This is a genomic window from Selenomonas sp. KH1T6, from assembly GCF_900108415.1.
GTDB lineage: Bacteria > Bacillota > Negativicutes > Selenomonadales > Selenomonadaceae > Selenomonas_B > Selenomonas_B ruminantium_A.
On sequence record NZ_FNWN01000021.1, the window covers coordinates 13685 to 27070 of the forward strand.

Consider the following 13386-nt stretch of genomic DNA (forward strand, 5'->3'; position numbering starts at 1 on the left):
ATCCAATCCTCATTCCCCCTGTTTCCCAAAACCTATGCTCCCTCCGCCCGTGAAGGCGATCTTGGAGCTGTAGCTTTCCTTCTCGTTTTCCTCCCTGGCCTTGCTTTCAGCAGCCTGTTTTTCCAGAGGCAGCACCGCTCCTTCGGCTTTTCTCTCAGGCCTCTTGGGCACCGGCAGCCGCAGCCCTCCGGGCGTAGCTCCCATCTGTCTTACAGGCAGGGGCGTTACAGACTTGGCAGAGGAAGCTGCTTCCTGCTTGCTGGCAATTGCACCTTCTTCCGGGAAGGGCTTCAAGTCCGCCAGTGTACATCCTCGGGCAGTTCCCTGCCCGGCACTTAAGTTTGCCATCTGGGCATTGGCTTGGCTCCACATGAGGTATTCCCTGCTCCCTGCCTCTTTCCCTGATCCTCCCGTGCCCCAGATAAGGGCACCTGCCAGCAGTCCCATGGTCAGACCGGCTGTGATTCCTGCTGCAGTTCTTCCTTGCCAGTCCATGCCTCTGCCTCCTTTCTCATAATGACTCTCGTCTCCCGCAGGAAATCCATCTGCAAGTTCCCTGCCCTTTCCAAGATTTCAGCCATCTTCCTGGCCCGCCGTACTGCAAGAATCAGCAAAATGGTCAATGCCACATTTGCACCTGTCCAAACTATGAGAAACATCATTTCACCTACTTTGTATAGATTTTTACCTGCATGACTGTATCCAATTGAGCTTCCGTGCCCTTCATCTGCACCATCCTGAGACCCAGCAGCGCATCCTTGGGCTGCAGATGCTCCAGGAAACCTGCCGTTCTCTGCCAGCTGCCCCTAAGGCGCATTTCATAGACCTCCCCCGTACCGTCCCTGTATAAAGGCTCGCTTCCTGTCTCAACCTTGAGTCCGTAATCCTGAGCCTTGCTGGCAAGATCCTGCCTGACATCAGGAACTTGCTTTGTCTCCACAGCCCTGCCGGTAGCATCGTTTACTACCTTAGCCTGGCTGCTGTAGGTGCTGACAGCATCTTTCATCTGCGCCTTGTAGGCTCTGGCATCTTTAGCTCCCTGCAGGAGGCCTATGCACAGCATTCCCAGTACCAATATCAAAGTGCCCAAAGCCGCGCTGCGGAAATACTCTCCATACATTCTCCACTTTTTCAGTCGTTTCCAAATCAGTTCCAATCTCTCTCTCAACGCCATTTGAATCCCTCCGGCATGGGCACCGTGATCTTTACCCCGACATTGGTATCTTCAATCCTCATCTCTTCAAAGCCGGGATTCTGACGCAGAGTGCTAATATAGCTTTCCAAGGCTGCATTGTCCGCTGAAACAGCTTCTGTCACAAGCCAGTCCCCGTTATGGAAGTTGCCAATGGTAATTTCCTTGAGCTTTACCTGCTCCGGCAGGGCAACCATAAGCATTGTCATGGCCTCCCGTATATGCAAATCCTCTTCTTTGGCGACTGCCAGCCTATCAAGCTCTACCCTGACCTGTTCCTGGTGCTCTTTCATTGCTACATAATCTGATGCCAGAACTGCCTCCGGCTCATACGCTTCCATTAGCCACCAGCCCACAGCAATCCCTACCAATTCCAGCACCAGTATCACGGCTACAAGGTCAATCCCGCTGCCCAGGCGGTGTATCGTCCTCTTCCACCTGTTCCGGGCCAAAACTTCTGCAAATGAACTCATATAGCATCATCTCCACTTCTTCATTCCCAAGACCTGAGCCATCCGATAGGCAGCACAAGCACAGCTTTGTGTTCTATGCGCTCAAGGGATACCGTGCCATAGTACCTGCCGTCAAAGGACCTGGGGTTATCTCCCACCGGCAAAAAAGCACCTGCTTCCACCACATGACCGCCTTTGGCCTTGTCCGGCATGCTCCGGCCCAGCCCATCCACGGTACTGACTTGTCCTAGATACTTCTCATTGACATAGAACTGCTGGCTCTCATTCACTCCATAGACAGCCCCATCCAGAGCACCGACCCGTTTCAAGAGCTTCGTACCCTTCGGCAGCCAGTCTCTGCTCTCCGCAAGCTGCTGCATATCCTCAGGCAATGAGAAGATAACCATATCTCCCTCAGCAACCTCCTCCGGCGGCAATAAAGTACTACTTTCTTCAGTAATTTAGACATCCCCCCGTTATAATTCGTAGTCAGTGCAATACAAACATTTTTGCCTAGCGTCTTAGCAAAATATATGACTGGCCAATAGTCTCTGTCATTGGAAAGCAGGATTATACGTTCTAAATCCTCCTCTTCACATATAGCCTTCATCATAAGAGAAGCCAGCCATAAATCTGCGCTATTCTTACCTTGCATGCTATTCCAAATACGAAAACACGGCTTTTCCATACACAGCATAATTTTTGGCATCTGGTTGATATTGCCTACAACATCACACATATTCACATCATACTTCTCACAGGCAAGATAGTAAAATACCACACTCTGCTTTGCAGGAACATTCTCTGCATCAATAAAAATGTGCGTGTACATTATATTACCATTTTCTTCTCATGTCATAAGTCTTTATAAGCTCATTTTTTGAATCAGCTTGTTTTTTATATTCCGTCAGCAAATTGTAGAATGTTCCTTTTTTCAACCTAGATTGATTTAAGAACTCTTTGGAAGAGATTTCCTTCTTCTCCCACTTCTCATATAATTCATCCCAATTATCCGGGAAGGCGATTCTGCTACGTCCTGAATTGCTTCTCCTATAATTGGGTAATTCGACAACATTATTGTTATTACTTATTATCATTTGCTTCAATACAGAAAGAGCAGCCATGTTTGTAGGTTGTGACATCCCAAATTCGTACGTAGGAACACAGCTACCCACAGCAAGCATTCTCTGCCGTTGAATAAACCATTCCAATTGACTAGCAATTTCTGCTTCATTCATGCCTAAAGATGACAAGCTTTCTATTACAACAGCATCTTCTTTCGTCATACTCTTTTTTACTTTTTCCAATTCGTAAAAGCTTCTTCTGTTTTCCATACTAACATATATACTGCAACAATCTCTCCTTATAAAATCCACCACCTTCTTTACTTTTTCCTCATCGTCTGTATACTTCATATAAATGTATATTTCCATGTGATATTTAACCTCATTCCTATCTAAACAATCGACTTAAAAAATTCCCAGATTCAAAGCTGAACCCCAGCCGGTCTTCTAATGGTTTTCTTTCAATAATCAACGTAATATGATCTCTTCCAGAAACAATACTTGCCCTCATCTCTGGAGGCAATATATTTTTCCATGATTGGAATTTTTGTCTACTTTCCTTATCTCCATCTAATTCTATTTCCACCTTATCTTCAGTCACCTTGAATAGCTTTTTGTTTTTTCTATACAGTTCTTTCAACCCATCAAGTGCAACTTGCGATATGAATGCTGCATTGGCCGAATAATCATCACGCCATGTCAACTCCTTCATATAGGACGGAAGTTCATATCCATAATCTCTAAAAATGGAAATAATTATTCTAGACGAAAGTCCCAGGAGGTCTGGATACCAAGATACAGGTCTGTCCTTATCATCAAGATATTCCAAGAGTTGGACAACTCCATCCAACGTTCTGCGAGCATACTCACGATAGAATGCTGTATCAATCCTTCTTAGAAGGCTCTCACTTAGGCTTGCATATTCACCTTGGTCAACCCCGCTTGGCAAACCATTATCATAAAACAGGAAAATCATTCTTTTACGCAGTGTATCTTCCGGTTGTAGCACTGTATTACTTGCAAATACCAGCATCGGCATTGTTTCCAACTGCATCATTTCACATTTCTCTGGATTCTTGATAAGTGCTTCAATATTGGATATGAACGGATTGTCCACCTCGTCAATGAAGATTGGTGTCCCTTGATTACTGACCTGATACCCACCGATAAGCTCAACATTTGTTTTTTGCTTGCTTTTCTCCCTGCCATCACTTTTGAACTCTTTTTTTTGCTCTTTTAAATCATCCTTCTTCATAATCGTTATATTCTTGCCTGTCATCATTTTCAAAAGTGCCCTGACCATAAACGTTTTACCGCAATTAGAACCTTCTGATGCAGAAAGCATATACATAGGTAAAGTAATTGTGGGTAAATTATGAGCGTATGCCGCACATCTCAACTTTGCATTAAATGGTGATGAAAAGAAAGCATTAAGGAGCCGAAAATGATTTTCTTTGAGGCGCTGTGTATCACCTACAAAATCATCAAAGTTATTAAACACTTCCAATAAAACTTCAATATCCTTTTTTACGTCATCAGTAGAAGGAGTCATATCCGCGGCAACACCGTTATAATACATCTGTTTTGCATCATAATCAAATGTTATGCTCGGATAATTTTCTACTGTATTGCGTATATTGACCTGCTGTTTATCCTTTTGTTCCTTTTCTTTCGCCTTCTTTTCAACCCTCTCTACCATCTTTGGATTTATTTTAAATAGACCGTCTTTCATATTCGGTTTTATGCCCTTGAATATTTCTTTGTACGATTCTAAAGTCTTATCGCAAGCAAGAGCATAGGTTATATTATCAATGGTCATTTGAATCGGTAAGGACTTCGCCTCTATTACAATAGCCTTAGCTGTATCCTTCACTTTCTTTATTATGACATTATCTTCAACAAAATCATTTGTTTCTTTCCCCTGTACTGCTTCAGGCGTAATCTCTACGGCTGTTCCCCATGCTGATTCAAAGTCTTTTACCCACTCATCGTAACATATCAAATCTTCATCATTACAATAAAATGTCTCATTTTGATTATTTGAAAAAGCTGTACCACCCATGTTGCCAGATCCTGTTATAACCCTTTTGATACCGTTATCTTTTTTTTATATATATACCTTTCTGTGATCAACTATGAGCGTAGCTACACGAAATTCAAGATTTCCATCCGTCATCATTTTTACAAGACTTTGATGCTTGCGTATAGCATCAGGTGCTTCTTTACCATTTGCTATAACGCGAAGCATCATATCCTGCAAACTTATATCTCTCCTTGCCAAAAATGCTGCTCCTATCAAAATCTCTCCGTACTTGAAACGCTTCATTACCTTTTCTATAAAATCCAGTTCATATGAAAAAGTGATTGCTCGTATGGTATCATAGCCAGAAAACATTTCTGATGGAGTCATAAATTCTACTCTATCCACCTTAGACATATAGCACTTCAGTGGTTCTTCTTTGTATTCTCCTCCACCTTTTATAACAGTAAAATTCTGGGGCATTTCTGATTTAGTACCAGCGGCAAACAAGTCCAACTCTTTGTCCATAATGCACCTCCGACCTTAACTGTCCAAAAATAATCACATCTATTTGGAATGAATTATAGCACACGTTCAAATAAAGTACAATATTTTTAGACATTGTTTTATATGCTGGAAAAATGCATTATATTGACTTTGACAACATTCAATCTGCTCAACATTTTTTAACCACTTCATCCCTAATTCTAAGCATAAAAATCCTCCCCATCAATCATCTCTGGTGATGGAGAGGCACACTAACCCATAAGCTTCAACATACAAATAACTACAGTAGTTGCAATCCAGTATTCAATTTTGCCCGAAAGAGACCATGCTGATTGCAATAATAGTACAACCACCGAATGTTGCTATACTTGAATCGTGCCTCAGCGTCCCCTTCTGGATATAATTTCTTAAGCCCGCATCCGTCCTCCCTGACTGCCGCAATAAAAGATACTATGACCATGAAAAGCGCCGCACCGATGCCCTTGCCGGATACATCAGCCATGGTGACTGCCAAATGATAATTTCCAAGCATATAAAAATCGTAAAAATCTCCCCCTACTTCCTTGGCGGCATCCATGGAGGCATAAAGCTCCATATCTGTCCTATCCGGATAGCGGGGAAAAATATGGGGCAGCATGCCCCACTGGATACCGTTGGCCAGGGACAGCTCCGTAGCAATACGCTCCTTCTCTGCCGTGGCAGCAGAAAGGTTCTCCATATGTGTCTTGAGGTCGCGGGTCATATCATTGACAGAATCCGCCAGAGCCTCGATTTCATCTCCTGTCCTGATCTGGAGCTTTTCCTCAAGATTTCCCTTGGCGATTTTCTTCACCCCAGCAGTGAGGAGCAACAGGGGTTGCACAAATCTCAAGGCCGCCTTTGAACTGCCGGCAGCGATGCCCAGCATAAGCAAAACCAGCAGGACAGCCATGGTCAGGATATTCTGCAGGAACAAATGACGCATGGCCCCAGCAAATTCCCTGGCCCTGGCCTGGACATATTCCTTCGCCGTCCGTGCCGGTGCAACCACCTTCTCCAGCTCGATGAGCGTGCCATAGCTCCATCCGATAGTGGGCATGGGGGCATAGGCCAGGACATATTCCTTGCCGTCCGTATCGTCCACGATAGCCGTACCTGTTTCCCCGGCCATCATAGCGGCTATGGCCTTTTCTGTGTTTTCAGAAAGAGGCGGGGCATCATCAAAAGACTGGCGCAAGCCATCCTTGCCACCTGCTCCCACAGCCCAGATGCCCTCCTGCCGTGAGGAAATTGCCACACAGCCTTTCTCATCCAGGGCAAATTGGATATTGTCCTCACTCTCATTATTGTCCAGCACCAGCTGGTAAAGCACCTTCAAAGGCGTGCTCACGCCGGCCCCCCCGGCAAAGACGCCATCTTCATAATAGGGAGCCGCACAGGTGATTTCCGATTCCCCCTCCACCGAAACATATACATCAGTGACGATGGGTTTTCCTGCCTCTTTTGCTTTCAAGTACCAGGGACGGGTTTTGGAGTCATAACGCCCCTCAAGATATACATCGGGATACTCCGCCTTGTCATTGTCTGCTCCCACGCTGTCTACCCAGATCAGGCAACCAGTTTCCGAGGCAATATAGCAGGAAGAATACCGGTCATAGTAACGTGCAACAAGCTCCAGATTGTCCCCAATATTAGCAAGGATTCCCACCTTGTAGAAAAGGAACGGGTCGGACATAATCTCTTCCTTCGCTCCACGGGTGTAGTAGATATAAGGGGTAAGTCCAGTAATCAGAGGCTCGTTGGGCGTAGTGAGCTCACGGGGACGGTAGCGCTCATGATGCCTCATTATATTCTCCGTCATACCAGCAATATTCCTGGCATCCGCCAGTACTTCGATAATACCAGCCTCAGCCCGACGGGACTTTTCCCTGGCTATGGATAGCAGTCGTTCCTTTGCCTCGTGCAAAGCGAGATCTTCTGAGTACTCAGCCACAGATTCGCCCATGGCACCGCCCATCCGCAAAGCATCTTCCTGTACATGCCAAAGACCAGCAAAGGATACCAGCCCCAGGGTCAGAAAAGAGAGCAGACCTACCCCCATGAGCAGTAGCATGATTTTACGCTGGATCCCCATACTTCTAAAGAGTCTGACGAGCACAAGACACCCCTACAATTATCCGGCCGGCACATTTCAGCCCTGACACCCTTAGAAAATCCTTGGCCAGGGCACGAAACTTAACCTCTGCCCGGGGCAGCTTCCTGCTCCCATGAATTGATTTCATTACCGTTTCCAAATCAAACGAAAGCCATCAGACCCTATAAAATATCATATCACAGCTGCAGCGCTGGCCCCAAATTCAAGGCCTACAATAACTGTACTAACAACAGATGTGCTAACACCGACAAACGTGAGTGACAAAGCCAGCTCTTCATCCGACCCTCCCCCAGCCACCTTGGCCAGATCCTCATCAGAAAGATCCTTAGTCATCTCCTCGTACAACCTCTTCATCTCAGTAACGAACTCCTCCTTGGTGAAGCCATCCTGGACACTGGCGGCCAACTTGTAAGCCTCCCCCGGGTCACGGATCTGGGAAAATTTTTCCTGAAGCTCCTTGTCCTTGCCTAACTTATCCAAAAACTTCCTGATATTCTCGTTCTCAATGTTTATTGCCATAACGTTACTCAGCCTCTTCTTCTCTTACAGTGTCATCACCCAAAAATCTCAAGCCCAGCATGGTGATGTCATCTGACTGCTCTGCACCATTAGCGTGAACATCTATGTCGGCACGGATAGCGGCCAGGATTTCCTCTACGGAAGCGGCAGACGCCCCCACCTGGTTCAGCATCCTTTGGAGACGTTCCTCGCCGTAGAGGTTCCCCTCCTGGTCCATGGCCTCGGTGACGCCGTCTGTGTAAAGGTACAGCATATCCCCCGGTTTCAGGGTCAGACGCTCCATACTGAAAGTGGCTTTCTTCCTGGCTCCCAGGACCAGGCCCACCTTCTCTATTTGGACGTATTCCCAAGCCATGCCCCCTGCCTCCCTGTGGCCAATAAGTGGCGGGTTGTGGCCGCCGCTCACATAAGAGAACACTCCCGTACGGAGGTCCAGCACCCCAAAGAACACCGTCACGAACATCCGTTTCTTGTTATTTTCGCAGAGCTGCTTATTCGCCATCTCCATGACCTGGGCCCAATCTATGTTCTCATCAATCCTGCCTGCAGCCAGGGCGTTATTCTTCAGGATGGTCTTAGCGATGACCATGAAAAGTGCCGCACCGATGCCCTTGCCAGACACATCGGCCATGGTGACTGCCAGATGCTCCCTGTCAAGAGTATAGAAATCATAGAAGTCTCCCCCAACTTCCTTGGCAGCATTCATAGTGGCAAAAAGCTCAAAACCGCTATTGTCAGAAGTGCTTGGGAAAATCCTGGGCAGCATGCCCTCCTGTATGTTCTGGGCCATGGACAGTTCCGTGGCAATGCGCTGCTTGTCTGCCGTAACCCGGGAGAGATTGGCCATGTATTCCTTGAGCTCTGACGTCATGTAGTTTACCGTGTCCGAAAGCTCCTCAATTTCATCCCCGGTATGGATAGCCAGCTTCTTGTCCAGATCCCCCTTGGCAATTTCCCCCACCCCTTCAGTCAGAGCGAGGATAGGACGCACAAACCAATCCGCCGCTGCCTTGCTACCAACGAAGAGCATGGCTAGGATAACCACCAGCAACAGCGCCATCTCCCTGACATTGTCCCGGAAAAATTCCCTCATCAACAGGTTGAAGCCCTCCAGCTGGAGCGTCATTTTTTCACGGGCCGTCAACGCCGGTGCAGTAACCTCCTCTTCCTTGACCAGTGTGCCAAAACTCCAGCTCACCGAGGGGATAGGCGCATAAGCGAGATAGTATTTCTCCCCCTCTATGCTCACAGGCAGCACGCCACTTCTGCCCTCCACCATGCTGCTTATCTTTCCCACCAGAGACGGTTCTGCTGCCTGCCGCAAATCCTTCCCGTCGGGGGAAGCTGCCAGCAGACCTGACTCCTCTGAGGATACCGCCACCACACCCTTTTCATTCAGCACAAAGTTGATGCCTGTCCCCCCGTGGCTTCTGTCCATAATAACCTGATACATTGCCCTGAGGCTCAGGCCGATACTGGCGACCCCGCCAAGCTTCTGCCCCACATAAAAAGGCGCCACATGGTCAATTACAGGAAAACCATCTGAGCCCATATAGATATCTGTAATGGTAGGAGCACCCTTTTCCACAGCTGTCTTGTACCAGGGACGCTCCTTAGGGTCATAGGTATCGAAAAACTCATCTGTGAATACCACATGCTCCTGTCCCGGCAGCAGCAAGTCCGTACAATACATATAGCCGCTTTCAGAGGCAACCAGAATGGAACCTTCACAACCAGGGTAAGTTTTAGCCATATTCTCAAGTGTATCTGCTATGCCGGAAGCCACCCCCACCTCGTCAGACAGTTTTGCCACTGCCTCCTGGCTGCGCAGGCCCGGCGGATAGTAGAGATACACTTCACCGCTGCCAATGTGGTCCACCATAGGATTTTTTACCTGTTTGACCTTATGGCCCTCAGGCCTTGCCATGAGCTTCTCCATCATGAAGGCGATGTACTCCGAGTCCTCCTTGATGGTGCGCAGTTCGCGATCAACCTTGTTGGCTTTTTCCTGGGCCACGGCCATAAGCTCCAGCTGGGCCAGCCGGACAGTCAGTTTTTCCGTAGCACCTCCTGCCACCGCCCCCATACGCTCGCCATTCTCCAGCGTCTCCTGCTGGATATCATACATGCTCCAAAGGGAAGCTGCCCCCAGCACCAGGAAGGAAAAAATCCCCGCCAGGAAAAGCAGCAGCAAAAAACGCCGACGGATACTCAGCTTGTATTTCATCATCATCTCACCCCAGGAATCGAACCCCCAGCATCGTGATATCATCGAACTGTTCTGCGCCGTCTGCGAAGCTGTCTATATCGGCGCGCACCAGAGCCAGGATTTCCTCCATAGACGTCCCAGGCCCGGCCACACGAGCCATCGTCTCCTGTAGGCGCTCACTGGTATACATATTTTCCTGCCCGTCCATAGCCTCTGTGACACCGTCCGTATAGAAATACAGCATCTCCCCTGGTTTCAGGGTCAGGCGCTTCTCCTCATATGAGTAGTCCTCCATAACCCCCAGCATCATGTATTTCTTGCTCTCGTCCTCCAGATACTGCCAGCTGATTTCTCCGTCTTCTGCGACACTGCCCAGCAAGGGGGCAGTATGACCACCATTGGCATAGGCAAAAACTCCCGTCTTAATGTTCAGCACACCAAAGAACACCGTCACGAACATCATTTCCTCGTTGTTATCACAGAGCTGCTGATTCACCCGCTCCATAATCCGGCCACAGTCCACCCCTGCTATACCGTTTTTATTCACGGTCAGCAGAGCTTCATTCTTCAGCATGGTCTTGGAAATGACCATGAAGAGCGCGGCAGGTATCCCCTTGCCGGACACATCAGCAATGGTCAGTGCCACATGGTCTTCATCGAGATGGTAGAAATCGTAAAAATCTCCCCCCACCTCTTTGGCGGTCTCCATCCTCACATACAAGTCATAATGGGGATTGCCTACAAACTTCGGGAAAATATTCGGCAGCATGCCCTCCTGGATTCCCTTGGCCAGGTCCAGCTCCGTGGCAATACGCTCCCTGTCCTCTGTCATCGCCACCAGGCTGGTCATATAATCCTTCAGCTCCGAGGTCATGTTATTGACAGAGTCTGAAAGCGCCTCAATCTCATCCCCGGTATGAATGTCAATTTTCTTGTCAAGCTCGCCCCTGGCTATATCCCGCACCCCTTCTGTCAACGTGAGGATGGGGCGCACGAAGCCTTCCGCCGCACGGCGGCTGCCATAGATCAGCACAGCCAGCACCACCAAAAAGAAAAGTGCCACCCGCGCTATATTCTCGAAAAACAAGTCCCGCAGGGAAGCAATGAACTTTTCCGTATGGACAGTCAGGCTCTCCCGGGCAAGCTGCACCAGGGACAGTACCTCGCTACGCTGGACCAGTGTGCCATAGCTCCAGCCCATGGAGGGCAGCGGCACATAGGCGAGATAATACTCCTCTCCCCCCAGGTTCACCAAAACAATGTCAGAATGGCCTGCCACCATATCTTTCGCTACCTGGGCCAACGGGGCATCCTCTGACTGACAGAGGTTCCGGTGGCCGTCCCCCACAGCCAGGGCGCCTTCCTGCTCCGTAGAAAGCAGGATTTCCCCTTTCCTGCCCAGCATAAAATTTATATTGTTGGAACCCAGGGATTTGTCAGCAATGATACGATACACGAAACCAGGTCGAAGGTCGATGGCCGCAACGCCGGCGAAATCCCCTCCGGGGTAATAATACGGAGAGCTGCAGGTGAACTCCATCACCCCTTCGTAGCCCACATACATATCGCTGAAAACTGTCCTTCCCACAGCTTTCGGCCTCTGGAACCAGGAGCGCTCTCTCAGGTCCACCTCCCGGTAATTTTTTTCCGCATGCAGACCATCATAATCTTCAGGATTATTGTAGTAAAAGCAATTGATGAAATATCCGTGGGTAGAAGTGATATAGCAGGGTGCATTATATTCTTTATAGAATAGCGACGTGACTTCAAGGTCATCGGCGATATTGGCAGCCAGCCCGATTTCATGCTGGACTGCCTCAGTGGCGCACTCCTCCCTGACTCTGGGCATGACAAGAAGATACGCCTCCCCCGATGCGATACGCCGCTCCTGTGCGGTAGGAAGGCGACGCGGAGCATAATACTCCGGCTGGGCCATAATCCGCGTCATGGCATCAGCCAGATACTCGGTATCCTCCCTTATCATGTTTAGTTCACGCTCTACCTGCCTGGTCTTTTCCTCCGCGACTTTCACAATCTGCGCTTTCGTTTTGGTGACGGTCATATCTTCCGCATAACCCACCACATCCGTTTCTACCTGGTCGCTGCTCTCCTGCACCTTCTGCTGCACATCATAGAGAGACCGCAAAGATACCAGGCCCAGCGCAACAAAAGTCAACAACCCCACCGCCAACAGCAGCAGCCGTATGCGCTTATGTATGGTCATATCCCGCCGCTCCCCTCAATCCTCAGACCTATTACCAACTAAAGCTTACTGATAATTTCGTTTTGAAGGTTAATTTCCATGAGTCGCTCCCTTTAGGGCACGCTGAAAAACTCCACCTGCCTGCACCTTTCTGGGCTTCAGACTGGCAGCATGGCTATGCGCCTCTTCTGCCATAGCGGCCATGAGTTCCGGGTGGGCGAAGAGGAAAGAACAGCATTCACAGTTCATGGTGACCCGCTGGGGAAAGGGCTGCCCCAACTGGCTGGCCTTCAGGTATATCCAGGCCCAGCCTTCCAAAAAGATAATCCGCAGAAAATCCCTGGCCATAACACGAGACTCAACCTCGGCCAAGGGTATCTCCTCTGCCCTTCCCAGCTTGAGCTGAGGCAGTTCCATGCTGGTTATGCCGCAACAAGAGTACCACTCCCCGGCAGGCGTAAGCTGCACAACGCCAGCAATAGAACATTTGGGCATGACAGCCGGATGGAAAAAACGTACTCAGTCAGCCGTTCTACATATATGAACAAGGTTTTATGCTAGACCAGTTTCAACCAAAGGGAAAGGATATTGGCTTTCTTACCCTGAAAGTCCTCGTATGCGTACTCTATCCTGTCAAAGCTTTTGCGCACGAGATGAATGCCCAGGCCGCCCTCCTCCCGCTCCTCCACAGGCAGGCCTTCAGAATGGCGCATATCTTCAGCCAAAGGGTTGAAGGGACGGCCATAGTCGGCAAAATCCAGCCGGAAAAGCTCTCCTTCCCTTCGTGTCCTGATCCAGACAGCCCCAGGGTCATCGTAGGCATAATCTATGATATTTATCAGCATTTCCTCTACGCCAAGCTCCAGCTGGATTTCCCTTGTCTCAGAGATGCCTGCCACCTGGGCACTTGCCATGATGTCATCACGCATGTTGTCATACATTTCCCTGGTGGCAGGATATTCCCGCCACTCCAACAGTTCCTTCATGCCATCACCCCCGGTCTGCTGCCATCAAAGATCATCCAGGGATTCGCTCATATCCAGGAGCGTATCCATTTCCTTCTGCACAACCTCGCTTGCCATGATA

At 48.7% G+C, this 13386-nt stretch carries 15 protein-coding genes; all 15 read right to left on the reverse strand.

Going from position 1 to position 13386, the window contains the following annotated elements:
* Positions 1-9: 9 nt before the first annotated feature.
* Complete coding sequence (locus tag BLW59_RS11795) at positions 10-495, reverse strand: hypothetical protein (RefSeq protein WP_139283657.1); 486 nt, start codon at positions 493-495, stop codon at positions 10-12.
* Positions 450-629 carry a hypothetical protein gene (locus tag BLW59_RS11800; protein ID WP_139283658.1) on the reverse strand — a complete coding sequence of 60 codons (180 nt, stop codon included), beginning with the start codon at positions 627-629 and terminating at the stop codon, positions 450-452. Before BLW59_RS11800 ends, BLW59_RS11795 begins: the two co-directional genes overlap by 46 nt.
* A gap of 38 nt (positions 630-667) precedes the next feature.
* The gene (locus BLW59_RS11805) at positions 668-1174 is read right to left on the reverse strand and encodes a hypothetical protein (RefSeq protein WP_139283659.1); all 507 of its coding nucleotides are present in this window, start codon (positions 1172-1174) and stop codon (positions 668-670) included.
* Positions 1165-1665 carry a hypothetical protein gene (locus tag BLW59_RS11810; protein WP_074697951.1) on the reverse strand — a complete coding sequence of 167 codons (501 nt, stop codon included), beginning with the start codon at positions 1663-1665 and terminating at the stop codon, positions 1165-1167. Before BLW59_RS11810 ends, BLW59_RS11805 begins: the two co-directional genes overlap by 10 nt.
* 20 nt (positions 1666-1685) lie before the next feature.
* Positions 1686-2081, reverse strand: coding sequence for a S26 family signal peptidase (locus tag BLW59_RS11815; protein ID WP_318258540.1), 396 nt, complete (start codon positions 2079-2081; stop codon positions 1686-1688).
* Positions 1970-2476: an NYN domain-containing protein gene (locus tag BLW59_RS18360; protein ID WP_074697953.1), complete on the reverse strand. Its 507-nt coding sequence runs from the start codon at positions 2474-2476 to the stop codon at positions 1970-1972. The genes BLW59_RS11815 and BLW59_RS18360 overlap by 112 nt, the downstream gene beginning before the upstream one ends.
* A 4-nt stretch (positions 2477-2480) precedes the next feature.
* On the reverse strand, positions 2481-3077 hold the full coding sequence (locus BLW59_RS11825; RefSeq protein ID WP_074697954.1) for a hypothetical protein: 597 nt from the start codon (positions 3075-3077) through the stop codon (positions 2481-2483).
* 19 nt (positions 3078-3096) lie between these two features.
* A complete protein-coding gene (locus tag BLW59_RS11830; protein WP_074697955.1) occupies positions 3097-4770 on the reverse strand; it encodes a hypothetical protein in 1674 nt (557 codons plus the stop codon).
* 45 nt (positions 4771-4815) lie between these two features.
* Positions 4816-5256 carry a hypothetical protein gene (locus BLW59_RS11835; protein WP_074697956.1) on the reverse strand — a complete coding sequence of 147 codons (441 nt, stop codon included), beginning with the start codon at positions 5254-5256 and terminating at the stop codon, positions 4816-4818.
* Positions 5257-5515: 259 nt separating this feature from the next.
* Positions 5516-7327, reverse strand: a complete 1812-nt coding sequence (locus BLW59_RS11840; RefSeq protein WP_175463424.1) for a cache domain-containing protein — start codon at positions 7325-7327, stop codon at positions 5516-5518.
* A gap of 213 nt (positions 7328-7540) precedes the next feature.
* Positions 7541-7888 (reverse strand): Nif11-like leader peptide family RiPP precursor, encoded by a 348-nt coding sequence (locus BLW59_RS11845; RefSeq protein WP_074697958.1) that lies wholly within the window; start codon positions 7886-7888, stop codon positions 7541-7543.
* Between the two features lie 4 nt (positions 7889-7892).
* Positions 7893-10115 (reverse strand): SpoIIE family protein phosphatase, encoded by a 2223-nt coding sequence (locus tag BLW59_RS11850; protein ID WP_175463425.1) that lies wholly within the window; start codon positions 10113-10115, stop codon positions 7893-7895.
* Between the two features lie 7 nt (positions 10116-10122).
* A complete protein-coding gene (locus BLW59_RS11855; RefSeq protein ID WP_074697960.1) occupies positions 10123-12321 on the reverse strand; it encodes a SpoIIE family protein phosphatase in 2199 nt (732 codons plus the stop codon).
* A gap of 69 nt (positions 12322-12390) precedes the next feature.
* Positions 12391-12795, reverse strand: a complete 405-nt coding sequence (locus BLW59_RS11860; protein ID WP_139283661.1) for a hypothetical protein — start codon at positions 12793-12795, stop codon at positions 12391-12393.
* A 62-nt stretch (positions 12796-12857) separates the two neighbouring features.
* The gene (locus BLW59_RS11865; RefSeq protein ID WP_074697962.1) at positions 12858-13286 is read right to left on the reverse strand and encodes an ATP-binding protein; all 429 of its coding nucleotides are present in this window, start codon (positions 13284-13286) and stop codon (positions 12858-12860) included.
* Between the last annotated feature and the right edge of the window lie 100 nt (positions 13287-13386).